The 16,778-nt window shown below is 63.6% G+C and carries 11 protein-coding genes, 1 tRNA gene and 2 pseudogenes; all 14 read left to right on the top strand.

All coding sequences use genetic code 11. The features are described from left to right. Positions 1-366, top strand: a pseudogene (locus BLR66_RS18740) (elongation factor Tu); the annotation flags it as partial. Positions 367-515: 149 nt separating this feature from the next. Further along, a tRNA-Trp gene (locus BLR66_RS18735) sits at positions 516-591 on the top strand. A gap of 58 nt (positions 592-649) precedes the next feature. Beyond that, positions 650-1,042: a preprotein translocase subunit SecE gene (gene secE / locus BLR66_RS18730; protein WP_093290181.1), complete on the top strand. Its 393-nt coding sequence runs from the start codon at positions 650-652 to the stop codon at positions 1,040-1,042. Between the two features lie 13 nt (positions 1,043-1,055). Then, positions 1,056-1,613, top strand: coding sequence for a transcription termination/antitermination protein NusG (gene nusG / locus BLR66_RS18725; protein WP_093290180.1), 558 nt, complete (start codon positions 1,056-1,058; stop codon positions 1,611-1,613). A 96-nt stretch (positions 1,614-1,709) separates the two neighbouring features. Next, positions 1,710-2,138 carry a 50S ribosomal protein L11 gene (gene rplK, locus BLR66_RS18720; RefSeq protein WP_093290179.1) on the top strand — a complete coding sequence of 143 codons (429 nt, stop codon included), beginning with the start codon at positions 1,710-1,712 and terminating at the stop codon, positions 2,136-2,138. Positions 2,139-2,142: 4 nt separating this feature from the next. Continuing rightward, positions 2,143-2,841: a 50S ribosomal protein L1 gene (gene rplA, locus BLR66_RS18715; RefSeq protein ID WP_093290178.1), complete on the top strand. Its 699-nt coding sequence runs from the start codon at positions 2,143-2,145 to the stop codon at positions 2,839-2,841. Between the two features lie 556 nt (positions 2,842-3,397). Next, a pseudogene (gene rplJ / locus BLR66_RS18710) lies at positions 3,398-3,916 on the top strand (50S ribosomal protein L10); the annotation flags it as partial. A gap of 144 nt (positions 3,917-4,060) precedes the next feature. Further along, the gene (gene rplL / locus BLR66_RS18705; RefSeq protein WP_093290176.1) at positions 4,061-4,432 is read left to right on the top strand and encodes a 50S ribosomal protein L7/L12; all 372 of its coding nucleotides are present in this window, start codon (positions 4,061-4,063) and stop codon (positions 4,430-4,432) included. A gap of 336 nt (positions 4,433-4,768) precedes the next feature. Beyond that, entirely contained in the window at positions 4,769-8,920 is a 4,152-nt protein-coding gene (gene rpoB, locus BLR66_RS18700) for a DNA-directed RNA polymerase subunit beta (protein WP_176943970.1), read from the top strand. Positions 8,921-9,019: 99 nt separating this feature from the next. Continuing rightward, a complete protein-coding gene (rpoC, locus tag BLR66_RS18695) occupies positions 9,020-13,249 on the top strand; it encodes a DNA-directed RNA polymerase subunit beta' (RefSeq protein WP_093290175.1) in 4,230 nt (1,409 codons plus the stop codon). Between the two features lie 222 nt (positions 13,250-13,471). Continuing rightward, complete coding sequence (gene rpsL, locus BLR66_RS18690; RefSeq protein WP_093290174.1) at positions 13,472-13,846, top strand: 30S ribosomal protein S12; 375 nt, start codon at positions 13,472-13,474, stop codon at positions 13,844-13,846. 49 nt (positions 13,847-13,895) lie between these two features. After that, the gene (gene rpsG / locus BLR66_RS18685) at positions 13,896-14,363 is read left to right on the top strand and encodes a 30S ribosomal protein S7 (protein WP_093290173.1); all 468 of its coding nucleotides are present in this window, start codon (positions 13,896-13,898) and stop codon (positions 14,361-14,363) included. A 163-nt stretch (positions 14,364-14,526) separates the two neighbouring features. Then, the gene (fusA, locus tag BLR66_RS18680; protein ID WP_093290172.1) at positions 14,527-16,617 is read left to right on the top strand and encodes an elongation factor G; all 2,091 of its coding nucleotides are present in this window, start codon (positions 14,527-14,529) and stop codon (positions 16,615-16,617) included. A gap of 67 nt (positions 16,618-16,684) precedes the next feature. Further along, a partial coding sequence (locus BLR66_RS18675) for a GTP-binding protein (protein WP_005434227.1) occupies positions 16,685-16,778 on the top strand: 94 nt, incomplete at its 3' end.

Here is a 16,778-nt window from a genome sequence, read left to right as displayed (position 1 = left end):
AACGCCGGTCTGTTGCTGCGCGGCACCAAGCGTGACGACGTGGAGCGCGGCCAGGTGCTGTGCAAGCCCGGTTCGATCAAGCCGCACACCGAATTCGAGGCCGAGGTCTATGTCCTGTCCAAGGACGAAGGCGGCCGTCACACGCCGTTCTTCAAGGGCTACCGTCCGCAGTTCTACTTCCGCACCACCGACATCACTGGCGCCGTTGAGCTGCCGGAAGGCGTCGAGATGGTGATGCCGGGCGACAACGTGAAGATGGTGGTGACGCTGATCAACCCGGTGGCGATGGACGAAGGCCTGCGCTTCGCGATCCGCGAGGGCGGCCGTACGGTCGGCGCCGGCGTGGTGGCGAAAATCATCAAGTGACGCCCTGACCCGGTTGGGCTATGGCCCAACCGGCTTTGTCAGGTCGTCATCCCCGCGAAGGCGGGGATCCAGGGCTTGATAAGGCGACAACGGCGGGCCGAACTTTCGGTCCGCCTTCGCCGTCTGAAGGGTTTGCAACAAATCGAAACGCGTCAGTAGCTCAACTGGCAGAGCAGCGGTCTCCAAAACCGCAGGTTGTAGGTTCGAGTCCTACCTGGCGCGCCATTTGGAACGCGTAGCCGACGGGTCAATGGCTACGGTCGCAAACATATTAAAGAGTCGGATGAACAGCAAGGTCGAACATTCCAAAGCCGCCGCATCCTCCGCGGGCGACGTCGTCAAATACGTCCTGGCGCTTGCGCTGGTGGTTGCGGGTCTGGTGGCGTGGTGGTGGTTCGCGGGCCAATGGGCGACGCCTTTGCGGGCGCTGGCCGTGGTAGCGGGTCTGGTGGCCGGCGGGGTGGTGTTCCTGGGTACTGCCAAGGGTCGCGACACCCGCGAGTTCCTGGTTGAATCGCGCTTCGAGCTGCGCAAGGTGGTCTGGCCTACCCGCCAGGAAGCCCTGCGCATGACCTGGGTGGTGGCCATTGTGGTCACCATACTGAGCCTGCTGCTGGGCGGCTTCGACTGGGTGATCCAGGAGTTGCTGAAATTGTTCTTTACCCTGGGCCGTTGAGGAGAGTGTCGCAGTGAAGCGTTGGTATGTCGTACACGCCTATTCGGGTTTCGAGAAGTCGGTGGCGCAGGCGCTGCGCGACCGCATCGTCCGCAACGACATGCAGGAGCGTTTCGGCGACGTGCTGGTGCCGACCGAGGAAGTGATCGAAATGCGCTCCGGCCAGAAACGCCGTTCCGAGCGCAAGTTCTTCCCCGGCTACGTGCTGGTGCAGATCGAAACGCACGAAGAAGCGGGCATCCCGCGCATGGACAACGAAAGCTGGCACCTGGTGAAGGAGACTTCCAAGGTCCTGGGTTTCATCGGCGGCACCGCCGACCGTCCGTTGCCGATCCGCGACGAGGAAGCCGATGCGATCCTGCAGCGCGTGCAGGACGGCGTCGAGAAGCCGCGTCCGAAGGTGTTGTTCGAACCCGGCCAAATGGTGCGCGTCACCGAAGGCCCGTTCAACGACTTCAACGGCGTGGTCGAGGAAGTGAATTACGAGAAGAGCCGCCTGCGCGTGGCTGTTCTGATTTTCGGGCGTTCCACGCCGGTCGAACTCGAGTTCGGCCAGGTGGAGAAAGCCTAAAGGCCGGGGGCCGGTTTCGGTTCCCGATTCAAAGCGAAGGGAGGAGTCCCGCAGTCGCAAGACGTGCAGACGCTTGAACTCCAGGAGTAAATCGAAATGGCAAAGAAAGTAGTCGGTTACATCAAACTGCAGGTAAAGGCCGGTCAGGCGAATCCGTCGCCACCCGTCGGTCCTGCGCTGGGCCAGCGCGGCCTGAACATCATGGAATTCTGCAAGGCGTTCAATGCCGCCACGCAGAAGCTGGAGCCGGGCCTGCCCACTCCGGTCATCATCACCGCCTATTCGGACCGTACCTTCACCTTCATCACCAAGAGCACGCCCGCCAGCGTCCTGTTGAAGAAGGCCGTCGGCATCCAGTCCGGTTCCAAGCGCCCCAACACCGAGAAGGTGGGCAAGGTCACCCGCAAGCAGCTCGAAGACATCGCCAAGGCGAAAGAACCCGATCTGACCGCAGCCAGTCTGGATGCGGCGGTGCGTACGATTGCGGGTTCGGCCCGCAGCATGGGCTTGACGGTAGAGGGCTAAGACGATGGCACAGACCAAACGACAGAAAGCGATCTTTGCCGCGGTCACCCCGGGCAAGGCGTATTCCATTGACGATGCGCTGAAGATCGTCAAGGACAACAGCAAGACCAAGTTCGTGGAAGCGGTCGATGTGGCCGTGCGCCTCGGCGTGGACGCCAAGAAGTCCGACCAGCAGGTGCGCGGTTCCACCGTGCTGCCCGCCGGCACCGGCAAGTCGGTCCGCGTGGCGGTGTTCGCACCGGCCGGCGCCAAGGCCGACGAAGCCACCGCCGCCGGCGCCGAAGCCGTGGGCATGGACGACCTGGCCGAGAAGATGCTGGCCGGCGACCTGAACTACGACGTGGTCATCGCCACACCGGACGCAATGCGCGTGGTCGGCAAGCTGGGCCAGGTGCTGGGCCCGCGCGGCCTGATGCCGAACCCCAAGGTCGGCACCGTTTCGCCGAACCCGGCCGAAGCCGTGAAGAACGCCAAGTCGGGTCAGGTGCGCTACCGCACCGACAAGGCCGGCATCATCCACTGCACCCTGGGCAAGGCCAGCTTCGACGACGCCTCGCTGAAGAGCAATCTGCAGGCGCTGCTGCTGGACCTGGTCAAGGCCAAGCCATCGACCGCCAAGGGCACCTACCTGCAGAAGATCTCGCTGAGCTCGACCATGGGCCCCGGCGTGACCGTGGACCTGTCCTCGCTGAGTCTTAAGTAACAAAGCTTCAACCCTTCTCCCGCTCGCGGGAGAAGGTGCCCCGAAGGGGCGGATGAGGGCGCTCTTCGCCATTACGCGAAAAGCAAACCCTCACCCCAACCCTCTCCCGCAAGCGGGAGAGGGGGCAACAAAGAATTTTGAGGGCAATCGCACAAGGCTCCGGCCCCAAGCGATGGCTGTCAAAGACCGCAGGCGCGGTCGGCGCATATCGACGACGGGCAAGGAAGCTTGGTTACGGCAAGGAGTCGCCGTCGATACAGCGAGATCGCTTAATTCGATCCGCAGTTCAGGGATCGGGCCGGCGTAGATGGTGCCGCCTTCTAGAAGTTTTCTGGTAACCCAGTTCTAGAGAAGGCCACCACCGGGAAGCCATTCGGCATCCCCGGTGCCCAGGACGGGCGCCGCCCAGGACCGCAAGCGGCAGGAGCCGTGAGCGGAGTTGATAGTGCCGAGATTTGGGAGACGGGATTAGAGATTCGAAGAAGCGCGTCGTTGCACTGGCCCCTTTTGACGAGTCCCCAATCACGAATCACCAATCCCGGCCTTGGAGGAGTGTATGGCTCTAAATCTGTCTCAGAAGCAAGAAGTTGTAGCCGAGCTGGCAGACGTCGCCGCCAAGGCCCACTCCTTGATTGCTGCCGAGTACGCAGGCATCACGGTCGGTCAAATGACCCTGATGCGCAAGAAGGCTCGCGAAAACGGTGTGTACTTGAGAGTCGTCAAGAACACCCTGGCCTCGCGCGCCGTCGAGGGTACCGAATACGAGTGCGTCAAAGACTCGTTGGTCGGTCCCCTGGTGTATGCGTTCTCGACGGAAGAACCCGGCGCTGCCGGTCGTCTGATCAAGGAATTCGCCAAGGGCAACGACAAGCTGCAGCCCAAGCTCGTAGCCGTGGGTGGCCAGTTGTATCCGGCCAGCCATGTCGATGTGTTGGCCTCGTTGCCGACCCGCGAGCAGGCCCTGGCCATGCTGGCACGCGTGCTCGCCGAACCGGCAAGCATGTTCGCCCGCGCGATCAAGGCAGTGGGCGACAAGCTGGGCGGAGGCGACGTGGTCGCCGACGCTGCAGCCCCGGCTGAAACTTCGGTCGAAGCAGTGCCCGAAGCCGCGGCAGCATCCCCAGTGGAAGCCGCCCCGGCCGAAACTCCGGCCGATCCGGCCTGAGTCGCACCGCAACTATCGAAACCCATCCCAGAAAATTTTTAGAAGGTAAATCACATGTCTTTGTCTAACGAGCAAATCGTCGACGCCGTTGCCGAAAAGAGCCTCATGGAAGTGATGGAGCTGGTCAAGGCGATCGAAGAAAAGTTTGGCGTCTCCGCCGCCGCCCCGGTCGTTGCTGCCGGTCCGGCCGCCGCTGCCGCCGGCCCGGTCGAAGAGCAGACCGAGTTCAACATCATCCTGAAGTCCGCCGGCGACAAGAAGGTCGAGGTCATCAAGGCCGTTCGCGCCATCACCGGCCTGGGTCTGAAGGAAGCCAAGGACCTCACCGAAGCCGGTGGCGTCGTCAAGGAAGGCGCTTCGAAGGAAGATGCCGAGAAGTTCAAGAAAGACCTCGAAGCCGCTGGTGCGACTGTCGAAGTGAAGTAAGCGGTATTCGTCGCCACGCACCATCGGCGGCAGACCAAGGCTAGGGGCGAAAGCCCCTGGCCTTCGGTCGTTGTTGCAATACGGGAGTCGGGATTCGGGATTGGAGATTGGAAAAAGCGCAAGCATTGCCGTTTTTACGAATCTCCAATCCCGAATCCCGGACCCCCTAAAAACCCGAGTTGGTAGTTGGAAGTAGCAAGAGAAGGCGTGCTGGTGCCGGCAATACCAGCGACTTCCAACTGACGATTTTCCCGTGCCGCGCAGGGCTCCTGCCGCGGACAGATGTTTCCCCCGGACCCGCGGACGCGCGGCTCCCTGAAAAAGGCGATAAGTCACATGGCGTACTCGTTCACTGAAAAGAAGCGTATCCGCAAGGATTTCGGCAAGCAGCGCTCGATCCTCGAGGTCCCGTTCCTGCTGGCCATCCAGGTCGATTCCTACCGCTCGTTCCTGCAGGAAAACATCGAGCCTTCCAAGCGCGTCGACCACGGTCTGCACGCCGCCTTGAAGTCGGTGTTCCCGATCTCCAGCTACAGCGGCAACGCCGCCCTGGAATACGTCGGCTACAAACTGGGCGACCCGGTGTTCGACGAGCGCGAGTGCCGCAACCGCGGCCTCAGCTACGGCGCGCCGCTGCGCGTGACCGTGCGCCTGGTGATCTACGACCGCGAGTCCTCGACCAAGGCCATCAAGTACGTGAAGGAGCAGGAAGTCTACTTGGGCGAAATCCCGCTCATGACCGACAACGGCACCTTCATCGTCAACGGCACCGAGCGCGTGATCGTCTCGCAGCTGCACCGTTCGCCGGGCGTGTTCTTCGACCACGACCGCGGCAAGACCCACAGCTCGGGCAAGCTGCTGTACAGCGCCCGCATCATCCCTTACCGCGGCTCCTGGCTGGACTTCGAGTTCGACCCGAAGGACGCGCTGTTCACCCGCATCGACCGTCGCCGCAAGTTGCCGGTGACCATCCTGTTGCGCGCGCTGGGCTACAACAACGAAGAAATGCTCAATGAGTTCTTCGACATCAACACCTTCCACATCCTGCCGGACGGCGAGGGCGTGCAGTTGGAGCTGGTGGCCGAACGCCTGCGCGGCGAGACCCTGAACTTCGACCTGGCCGACGGCGACAAGATCATCGTCGAAGCCGGCAAGCGCATCACCGCGCGCCACGTCAAGCAGCTGGAACAGTCGGGCATCGCCGCCCTGGCCGTGCCGGACGACTACCTGATGGGCCGCATCCTGTCGCACGACGTGATCGACGCCGGTACCGGCGAGTTGCTGGCTACCGCCAACGACGAGATCACCGAAGAGCAACTGGCCAAGTTCCGCAAGGCCGGGGTGGACGCCGTGGGCACGCTGTGGGTCAACGACCTGGATCGTGGTCCGTACATCTCCAACACCCTGCGCATCGATCCGTCCAAGACGCAGCTGGAAGCGCTGGTCGAGATCTACCGCATGATGCGTCCCGGCGAGCCGCCGACCAAGGACGCCGCGCAGAACCTGTTCCACAACCTGTTCTTCACCTTCGAGCGCTACGACCTGTCGGGCGTGGGCCGGATGAAGTTCAACCGCCGTGTCGGCCGCAAGGAAGTCACCGGCGAGTCCGTGCTGTTCGACAACAAGTACTTCAGCAACCGCAACGACGACGAGTCCAAGCGTCTGGTCGCCGCGCAGGGCGAGACTTCCGACATCCTGGAAGTGATCAAGGTCCTGACCGAGATCCGCAACGGCCGCGGCACCGTCGATGACATCGACCACCTGGGCAACCGCCGCGTGCGTTCGGTCGGCGAAATGGCCGAGAACGTGTTCCGCGTGGGCCTGGTCCGCGTCGAGCGCGCCGTGAAGGAACGCCTGTCGATGGCCGAAAGCGAAGGCCTGACCCCGCAGGAGCTGATCAACGCCAAGCCGGTGGCCGCCGCGATCAAGGAATTCTTCGGTTCCAGCCAGCTGTCGCAGTTCATGGACCAGAACAACCCGCTGTCGGAAGTCACGCATAAGCGTCGCGTCTCGGCCCTCGGCCCGGGCGGTCTGACCCGCGAGCGCGCCGGCTTCGAAGTGCGCGACGTGCACCCGACCCACTACGGCCGCGTCTGCACCATCGAGACGCCTGAAGGCCCGAACATCGGCCTGATCAACTCGCTGGCCGTGTACGCGCGCACCAACAGCTACGGCTTCCTCGAGACTCCATACCGCAAGGTCGTGGACGGCCAGATCACCGACGAGATCGAATACCTGTCGGCGATCGAGGAAAACGAGTTCGTCATCGCCCAGGCCAACGCCCTGCACGACGACAACAGCCGCCTCACCGAGCAGTTCGTGCCGTGCCGCCATCAGGGCGAGTCGCTGCTGAAGCCGCCGGGCGAGGTCGACTTCATGGACGTGTCGCCGATGCAGACCGTGTCGATCGCGGCCGCGCTGGTTCCGTTCCTCGAGCACGACGACGCCAACCGCGCGCTCATGGGCGCCAACATGCAGCGCCAGGCAGTGCCTACTCTGCGTGCGCAGAAGCCGCTGGTCGGCACCGGCATCGAACGCGCCGTGGCCCGCGACTCCGGCGTGACCGTCAACGCCAAGCGCGGCGGCGTCGTCGAGCAGATCGACGCGGCCCGCATCGTGGTCAAGGTCAACGAGAGCGAGATCGGCGACGGCACCGACGCCGGCGTCGATATCTACAACCTGATCAAGTACACGCGTTCCAACCAGAACACCTGCATCAACCAGACTCCTCTGGTGAACGTGGGCGACGTGATCGAGCGCGGCGACGTGCTGGCCGACGGTCCTTCGACCGACATCGGCGAGCTGGCCCTGGGCCAGAACATGCTGATCGCGTTCATGCCGTGGAACGGCTACAACTTCGAAGACTCCATCCTGCTCTCCGAGCGCGTGGTGGAAGAGGATCGCTACACCACGATCCACATCGAAGAGCTGACCTGCGTGGCCCGCGACACCAAGCTGGGTCCGGAGGAAATCTCCGCCGACATCCCCAACGTGTCCGAGCAGGCCTTGAATCGCCTGGACGAATCCGGCGTGGTGTACATCGGCGCCGAAGTGCGCGCCGGCGACATCATGGTCGGCAAGGTGACGCCGAAGGGCGAAAGCCAGCTGACCCCGGAAGAGAAGCTACTGCGGGCGATCTTCGGCGAGAAGGCCTCCGACGTTAAGGACAGCTCGCTGCGCGTGCCCCCGGGCATGGACGGCACCGTCATCGACGTGCAGGTCTTCACCCGCGACGGCATCGAGAAGGACAAGCGCGCGCGCCAGATCGAGGAAAACGAGATCAAGCGCGTCAAGAAGGACTTCGACGATCAGTTCCGCATCCTCGAGAACGCGATCTTCGCGCGCCTGCGTCCGTTGCTGGTGGGCAAGGTGGCCAACGGCGGTGCCGGCCTGAAGAAGGGCGACACCATCACCGACGCCTACCTGGACGGCCTGAAGAAGGCCGACTGGTTCGCCATCCGCATGAAGGACGACGACGCATCCGACGCCATCGAGCGCGCGCAGAAGCAGATCCAGGCGCACGAGAAGGAGTTCGAGCGCCGCTTCGCCGACAAGCGCGGCAAGATCACCGCAGGCGACGACCTCGCCCCGGGCGTGCTGAAGATGGTCAAGGTGTACCTGGCCGTGAAGCGCCGCATCCAGCCCGGCGACAAGATGGCCGGCCGCCACGGCAACAAGGGTGTGGTCTCCACGATCGTTCCGGTCGAAGACATGCCGTATGCCGCCGATGGCAGCACCGTCGATATCGTGCTGAACCCGCTGGGCGTGCCCTCGCGTATGAACATCGGGCAGATTCTGGAAGTCCACTTGGGCTGGGCCGCGAAAGGCCTGGGCCAGAAGATCCAGAAGATGCTCGATGCACAAGCCAAAGTCGCCGATCTGCGCAAGTTCCTCGATCAGATCTACAACCACGACCTGAAGCTGGGCGAACAGCGCGTCAACCTGGGTGAATTCAGCGACGACGAGCTGCTGAAGCTGGCCGGCAATCTGACCGACGGCGTGCCGATGGCCACGCCGGTGTTCGACGGCGCGGCCGAATCGGAGATCAAGCACATGCTTGCGCTCGCCGACCTGCCCATCAGCGGCCAGACCCAGCTGTACGACGGCCGCACCGGCGAGGCGTTCGACCGCCAGACCACCATCGGCTACATGCACATGCTGAAGTTGAACCATCTGGTGGACGACAAGATGCACGCGCGTTCGACCGGTCCGTACTCGCTCGTCACCCAGCAGCCGCTGGGCGGCAAGGCGCAGTTCGGCGGCCAGCGCTTCGGCGAAATGGAAGTCTGGGCGCTGGAGGCTTACGGCGCCGCGCACACCCTGCAGGAAATGCTGACGGTCAAGTCGGACGACGTGCAGGGCCGCAACCAGATGTACAAGAACATCGTCGACGGCGAACACGAGATGGTCGCGGGCATGCCGGAATCCTTCAACGTCCTCGTCAAGGAAATCCGCTCGCTCGCCATCAACATGGAATTGGAAGAGTGATGTGAAACGGGATCGGCCGTGCGCTAGCGCCGGCCGGTTCCGCCAACGTTGCCAGCCACTCCCTCGACACCAGATTTTCCTCCTACCCGGAGAAACAAAATGAAAGACCTACTGAATCTCTTCAACCAGCAGCGCCAGTCGCTGGACTTCGACGCCATCAAGATCGCGCTCGCATCGCCCGATCTGATCCGCTCGTGGTCCTTCGGCGAAGTGAAGAAGCCGGAAACCATCAACTACCGCACCTTCAAGCCCGAACGCGACGGCCTGTTCTGCGCCGCCATCTTCGGACCGATCAAGGACTACGAGTGCCTGTGCGGCAAGTACAAGCGCATGAAGCACCGCGGCGTGGTCTGCGAAAAGTGCGGCACCGAAGTGACCCTGGCCAAGGTGCGCCGCGAGCGCATGGGCCACATCGACCTGGCCTCGCCGGTCGCGCACATCTGGTTCCTCAAGTCGCTGCCCTCGCGCATCGGCCTGATGCTGGACATGACCCTGCGCGACATCGAGCGCGTGCTGTACTTCGAAGCCTACGTGGTCACCGAGCCGGGCCTGACCCCGCTCGAGCGCCGCCAGCTGCTGACCGAAGAGCAGTTCATGACCGCGCGCCAGGAATACGGCGACGACTTCGACGCCGCCATGGGCGCCGAGGCGGTCTACGACCTGCTGCGTACGATCGACCTGCAGTCGGAAATGGTGAACCTGCGCGAGGAAATCGCCAGCACCGGTTCGGAAACCAAGCTCAAGCGCCTCACCAAGCGCATCAAGCTGGTCGAAGCCTTCTTGGAATCGGGCAACCGTCCGGAATGGATGGTGATGACCGTGCTGCCCGTGCTGCCGCCGGACCTGCGTCCGCTGGTGCCGCTGGACGGCGGCCGCTTCGCGACCTCCGACCTCAACGACCTGTACCGCCGCGTCATCAACCGCAACAACCGCCTGCGCCGCCTGCTGGAGCTCAATGCTCCTGACATCATCGTGCGCAACGAAAAGCGCATGCTGCAGGAATCGGTCGACGCCCTGATGGACAACGGCCGCCGCGGCCGCGCCATCACCGGCACCAACAAGCGCCCGCTGAAGTCGCTGGCCGACATGATCAAGGGCAAGCAGGGCCGCTTCCGCCAGAACCTGCTGGGCAAGCGCGTCGACTACTCCGGCCGTTCGGTCATTGTGGTTGGTCCGTACCTGAAGCTGCACCAGTGCGGCCTGCCGAAGAAGATGGCGCTGGAACTGTTCAAGCCGTTCGTGTTCGCCAAGCTGCAGCGTCGCGGCCTGGCCACCACCATCAAGGCCGCCAAGAAGCTGGTCGAGCGCGAAGAAGCCGAAGTCTGGGACATCCTGGAAGAAGTCATCCGCGAACATCCGGTACTGCTGAACCGTGCGCCGACCCTGCACCGTCTGGGCATCCAGGCGTTCGAGCCGGTGTTGATCGAAGGCAAGGCCATCCAGCTGCATCCGCTGGTCTGCACCGCGTTCAACGCCGACTTCGACGGTGACCAGATGGCCGTGCACGTTCCGCTGAGCCTTGAGGCCCAGCTGGAAGCGCGCGCGCTGATGATGTCCACCAACAACATCCTGTCGCCCGCCAACGGCGAGCCGATCATCGTGCCGTCGCAGGACGTGGTGCTGGGTCTGTACTACATGACCCGCGCGCTGGAAAACAAGAAAGGCGAGGGCATGGCCTTCGCCAACATCGCCGAGGTCAAGCGCGCCTACGACAACCGTGCGGTCGAACTGCACGCCAAGGTCAAGGTCCGCATCACCGAAGTGGTCACCAATGAGGACGGCAGCAAGTCCAAGCAGGCCAGCATCGTGGAAACCACGATCGGCCGTGCGCTGTTGGCCGAGATCCTGCCCGAAGGCCTGCCGTTCGCGTTGGCCAACACCGAGTTGAACAAGAAGGCCATCAGCCGCCTGATCAACTCCAGCTATCGCATGCTGGGCCTGAAGGACACCGTGGTGTTCGCCGACAAGCTGATGTACACCGGCTTCGCGTACGCCACGCGCGCCGGCGTGTCCATCGGCATCGACGACATGCTGATTCCGATCGAGAAGAAGGGCATCCTGGGCGAGGCCGAGGCCGAAGTCCTGGAAATCCAGGAGCAGTACCAGAGCGGTCTGGTCACCGCCGGCGAGCGCTACAACAAGGTGGTCGACATCTGGTCGCGCACCAACGAGCGCATCGCCAAGGCGATGATGGACACCATCGGTACCGACAAGGTGCAGAACGCCAAGGGCGAGACCATCAACGAGAAGTCGATGAACTCGCTGTACATCATGGCCGATTCCGGCGCCCGCGGTTCGCAGGCGCAGATCCGCCAGCTGGCCGGTATGCGCGGCCTGATGGCGCGTCCCGACGGCTCCATCATCGAGACGCCCATCAAGGCCAACTTCCGCGAAGGCCTGAACGTGCAGGAGTACTTCAACTCCACCCACGGCGCCCGTAAGGGTCTGGCCGATACCGCGTTGAAGACCGCGAACTCCGGTTACCTGACCCGTCGCCTGGTCGACGTGGCGCAGGACGTGGTGATCACCGAGGTCGATTGCGGCACCAAGGAAGGCCTGACCATGACTCCGATCGTGGAAGGCGGCGATGTGGTCGAGCCGCTGCGCGAGCGCGTGCTGGGCCGCATCGTGGCCGAGGACGTGTTCCTGCCGGGCAACGACGAGGATCCCATCGTCACCCGCAACACGCTGCTGGACGAAGCCTGGGTGCAGAAGCTCGAGGACGCCGGCGTGCAATCGCTGAAGGTGCGTTCCACCATCACCTGCGAATCCGACTTCGGCGTGTGCTCGCACTGCTACGGCCGCGACCTGGCCCGTGGCCACATCGTCAACATCGGCGAAGCGGTCGGCGTCATCGCGGCCCAGTCGATCGGCGAGCCCGGCACCCAGCTGACCATGCGTACCTTCCACATCGGCGGCGCGGCTTCGCGTGCGGCTGCGGTGGACAACATCACGGTCAAGACCACCGGTTCGATCAAGTTCAACAACCTCAAGTTCGTCGAGCACGCCAACGGCCACCTGGTCGCGGTGTCGCGTTCGGGCGAACTGTCGGTGCTGGACGGCCATGGCCGCGAGCGCGAGCGCTACAAGCTGCCCTACGGCGCCACCATCACCGTCAAGGACGGCGCGGCCATCAAGGCCGGCCAGTCGGTCGCCAACTGGGATCCGCATAACCACCCGATCGTGTCGGAAGTGGCCGGTTTCGTGCGCTTCGTGGACTTCGTCGACGGCATCACCGTGATGGAGAAGACCGACGAACTGACCGGCCTGGCCTCGCGCGAGATCACCGATCCCAAGCGTCGCGGTTCGATGGGCAAGGACCTGCGTCCGGTCGTGCGCATCGTCGACAAGAACGGCAAGGACCTGAACATCCCCGGCACCGACCTGCCGGCGCAGTACCTGCTGCCGCCGCGCTCCATCGTCAACCTGCAGGACGGCGCTGCCGTCGGCGTGGGCGACGTGGTCACCAAGGTGCCGCAGGAAGCCTCCAAGACCCGCGACATCACCGGTGGTCTGCCGCGCGTGGCCGATCTGTTCGAAGCGCGCAAGCCGAAGGATCCGGCGATCCTGGCCGAACGCTCGGGCATCATCAGCTTCGGTAAGGACACCAAGGGCAAGCAGCGCCTGATCATCAAGGACACCGATGGCAGCGAACACGAGGAGCTGATTCCCAAGTTCCGCCAGATCATCGTGTTCGAAGGCGAGCACGTGGCCAAGGGCGAAACCGTGGTGGACGGCGAACCGTCGCCACAGGACATCCTGCGTCTGCTGGGCGTCGAGCCGCTGGCGGCCTATCTGGTCAAGGAAATCCAGGACGTCTACCGTCTGCAGGGCGTGAAGATCAACGACAAGCACATCGAGGTGATCACCCGCCAGATGCTGCGCAAGGTCGAGATCACCGACGCCGGCAACACCAAGTACCTGCACGGCGAACAGGCCGAGAAGCAGCGCGTGCTGGAGGAGAACATCAAGGTTCTGGCCAAGAACGAGCTGCCGGCCAAGTACGACCCGGTCCTGCTGGGCATCACCAAGGCCTCGCTGGCGACCGAATCGTTCATTTCGGCCGCTTCCTTCCAGGAAACCACCCGCGTGCTGACCGAGGCTGCCGTCCGCGGCACCCGCGACAATCTGCGCGGTCTGAAGGAAAACGTGATCGTCGGCCGTCTGATCCCGGCCGGTACCGGCCTGACCTACCACGCCAGCCGCCGCCGCAACGCCTCGGGCCTGACCGACTCGGAAATGGAAGCCCTGGCTTCCACCACCCCGGCCGAAACCCCGGCCGCCGAGCCGGCGGCAGCGGCCGAAACGGCTGCGGGCAGCGAAGAGTAAGCAGCACCAGCCCCTCCCGGCCTGGCCGGGCAGGGGTAGCCAAGAGAAATGGGGCGCAGGACGCGCCCCGTGTTCCGGCCCAGGAGGGCCAGCAGGCTGAACCCGTCGGTTGACGGAGTTTTAACCTGCCAGCTATACTTTCCTGTCTCGGCGGGCCGTCATGCGGCCTGCCGTCATTTTCACGCACAAGGCTCCGGCCTTACATCCGAAGAATCCATAAAGATGGCAACGATCAACCAGCTCGTCCGCAAGCCGCGGCAGGCCCCTACCTACAAGAGCCAGTCGCCCGCGCTGGACAAGTGCCCGCAGCGTCGCGGCGTGTGCACGCGCGTCTACACCACCACCCCGAAGAAGCCGAACTCGGCGCTGCGCAAGGTGGCCAAGGTGCGCCTGACCAACCAGGAAGAAATCATCAGCTACATCGGCGGTGAAGGCCACAACCTGCAGGAGCACTCCGTGGTGCTGGTGCGCGGCGGCCGCGTCAAGGATCTTCCGGGTGTGCGTTACCACACCGTCCGCGGTTCGCTGGACGCCTCCGGCGTCGCCAAGCGCCGCCAGGGCCGTTCCAAGTACGGCGCCAAGCGTCCGAAATCCTAACAAGGCGCGTTTCGTCGCCAAACCACAGATTTGAATAGGTAAGTAGACCATGTCGCGTAAAGGCTCAACCCCACAGCGTACCGTCCTGCCGGACCCCAAGCACGGCAGCCACACCATCGCCCGTTTCATCAACATGGTCATGTACAGCGGCAAGAAGTCCGTCGCTGAGAAGATCGTGTACGGCGCCATGGATGTGATCAGCGAAAAGAACCCCAATGCCCTCGAGCTGGTCGAGAAGGCGCTGGACAACATCTCGCCGACGGTCGAAGTGAAGTCGCGCCGTGTCGGCGGCGCCACCTACCAAGTGCCGGTCGAAGTGCGCTCGTCGCGCCGCCTGGCCCTGGCCATGCGCTGGCTGATCGAGTCGGCGCGCAAGCGCGGCGAGAACAGCATGCCGCGCAAGCTGGCTGCCGAATTGATGGATGCCTCGGAAAACCGCGGCGGCGCCATCAAGAAGCGTGAAGAAACCCACCGCATGGCGGAAGCGAACAAGGCGTTCGCGCACTACCGCTGGTGATTTGCCCCGGTCCGCGGGCGCTGCGTGTACCGCTGGCGCCTTGAAAGGCGGACCTATCGGCACCATTTAGGTGCCCTTGCGACGCCAATCGTCGCATGACGAATCCGAAGGCCGCCCACGGGCGGCGTTCGGCCATCCGCAAACACAAAAAAGAGAGACTGTCGTGGCTCGCACCACTCCCATCGAGCGTTACCGCAACTTCGGCATCATGGCCCACATCGACGCGGGCAAGACCACCACGTCGGAGCGCATCCTGTTCTACACCGGCGTCAGCCACAAGATCGGTGAAGTGCACGATGGCGCCGCGACCATGGACTGGATGGAGCAGGAGCAGGAGCGTGGCATCACCATCACCTCCGCGGCGACCACGGCGTTCTGGAAGGGCATGGACAAGTCCATGGCCGAACACCGCTTCAACATCATCGACACCCCCGGCCACGTCGACTTCACCATCGAAGTCGAGCGTTCGCTGCGCGTGCTCGACGGCGCGGTGTTCGTGCTGTGCGCCGTCGGCGGCGTGCAGCCGCAGTCCGAGACCGTCTGGCGCCAGGCCAACAAGTATTCCGTGCCGCGCATGGCCTTCGTCAACAAGATGGACCGTACCGGCGCCAACTTCGACAAGGTCGTCGAGCAGCTGAAGAGCCGCCTGGGCGCGTACGCCGTGCCCATGCAGGTGCCGATCGGCGCCGAAGAAGGCTTCGAGGGCGTGGTCGACCTGATCAAGATGAAGGCGATCCACTGGGATACCGCCTCGCAGGGCACCACCTTCGAATACCGCGAAATCCCGGCCGAGTTGCAGGACAAGGCCGTGGCCGCGCGCGCGTTCATGGTCGAGGCCGCCGCCGAAGCCACCGAAGAGCTGATGGACAAGTACCTCAACGAAGGCGAGCTGTCCGAAGCCGAGATCATCAGCGGTCTGCGCCAGCGCACCCTGAAGGTCGAGATCGTGCCCGTGTTCTGCGGCAGCGCGTTCAAGAACAAGGGCGTGCAAGCCATGCTCGATGGCGTCGTGCATCTGCTGCCGTCGCCTTCGGATCGTCCGCCGGTTGCCGGCATCGACGAAAACGACAAGGAAGACACGCGTCCAGCCAATGACACCGCGCCGTTCTCGGCGCTGGCGTTCAAGATCATGACCGACCCGTTCGTGGGTTCGCTCACGTTCTTCCGCGTCTATTCGGGCGTGCTCAATTCAGGCGACGCGGTGTACAACCCGGTCAAGTCGAAGAAGGAGCGTGTGGGCCGCATCCTGCAGATGCACTCCAACGAGCGCAGCGAGATCAAGGAAGTGCGCGCGGGCGACATCGCCGCCGCGGTGGGTCTGAAAGACGTGACCACCGGCGACACGCTGTGCGCGCAGGACCACATCATCACCCTGGAACGCATGATCTTCCCGGAGCCCGTCATCTCGATGGCGGTGGAACCGAAGACCAAGTCCGACCAGGAAAAGATGGGCATCGCCCTGGGCCGTCTGGCCCAGGAAGATCCCTCGTTCCGCGTGCGTACCGACGAAGAATCGGGTCAGACCATCATCGCCGGCATGGGCGAGCTGCACCTGGACATCCTGGTGGACCGCATGAAGCGCGAGTTCAACGTGGAAGCCAACGTCGGCAAGCCGCAGGTCGCCTATCGCGAAACCATCCGCAAGGCGGTCAAGCAGGAAGGCAAGTTCGTGCGTCAGTCCGGTGGTCGCGGCCAGTACGGCCATATCGTCATCGAGATGGCGCCGCAGGAGCGTGGCGTGGGCTTCACCTTCGAGAACGCCATCGTCGGTGGCGTGGTGCCGAAGGAATACGTCACCGCTTCGGGCAAGGGTATCGAAGAAGCCATGAAGAGCGGCCCGCTGGCCGGCTTCCCGGTGGTGGACGTGTCGGTCAAGGCGGTGGACGGTTCGTTCCATGACGTGGACTCCAACGAAATGGCGTTCAAGGTCGCGGGCTCGATGGCGTTCAAGGAAGCCTTCGCCAAGGCCAATCCCGTGCTGCTTGAGCCGATGATGAAGGTCGAGATCGTCACGCCCGAGGATTATCTGGGCGACGTGATGGGCGACGTCAGCCGTCGTCGCGGCATTTTGCAGGGCCAGGAAGACAGCCCGTCCGGCAAGGTGATCGACGCGATGGTGCCGCTGGGCGAGATGTTCGGCTACGCCACCACGCTGCGCTCGATGTCGCAGGGCCGCGCCACCTTTACGATGGAATTCGACCATTACGCCGAAGCGCCGGCCAACATCGCCGAAGCGGTCGTCAAGAAGAACTGAGTAGGGGTGCCGGCCCAGGGCCGGCTTCCCCGTTTAACCGATCACAAGAATCAGAAGGTAGAAAGTCATGGCAAAGGGTAAATTCGAACGCACCAAGCCGCACGTGAACGTGGGCACGATTGGTCACGTTGACCACGGCAAGACGACGCTGACGGCGGCGC

The organism is Pseudoxanthomonas sp. CF125 (genome assembly GCF_900104085.1).
Classification (GTDB): Bacteria; Pseudomonadota; Gammaproteobacteria; order Xanthomonadales; family Xanthomonadaceae; genus Pseudoxanthomonas_A.
The sequence above is the reverse complement of the archived record's forward strand: the minus strand, read 5'-3'. Positions and strand labels throughout refer to the sequence as shown.

What these genes read in the sequence shown, in the direction of transcription:
- rplK (WP_093290179.1), top strand. Translation starts at nt 1,710, where the DNA reads ATGGCAAAGAAAGTAGTCGGTTACATCAAACTGCAGGTAAAGGCCGGT.
- rplL (WP_093290176.1), top strand. Translation starts at nt 4,061, where the DNA reads ATGTCTTTGTCTAACGAGCAAATCGTCGACGCCGTTGCCGAAAAGAGC.
- rplA (WP_093290178.1), top strand. Translation starts at nt 2,143, where the DNA reads ATGGCACAGACCAAACGACAGAAAGCGATCTTTGCCGCGGTCACCCCG.
- rpoC (WP_093290175.1), top strand. Translation starts at nt 9,020, where the DNA reads ATGAAAGACCTACTGAATCTCTTCAACCAGCAGCGCCAGTCGCTGGAC.
- rpsG (WP_093290173.1), top strand. Translation starts at nt 13,896, where the DNA reads ATGTCGCGTAAAGGCTCAACCCCACAGCGTACCGTCCTGCCGGACCCC.
- secE (WP_093290181.1), top strand. Translation starts at nt 650, where the DNA reads ATGAACAGCAAGGTCGAACATTCCAAAGCCGCCGCATCCTCCGCGGGC.
- rpoB (WP_176943970.1), top strand. Translation starts at nt 4,769, where the DNA reads ATGGCGTACTCGTTCACTGAAAAGAAGCGTATCCGCAAGGATTTCGGC.
- rpsL (WP_093290174.1), top strand. Translation starts at nt 13,472, where the DNA reads ATGGCAACGATCAACCAGCTCGTCCGCAAGCCGCGGCAGGCCCCTACC.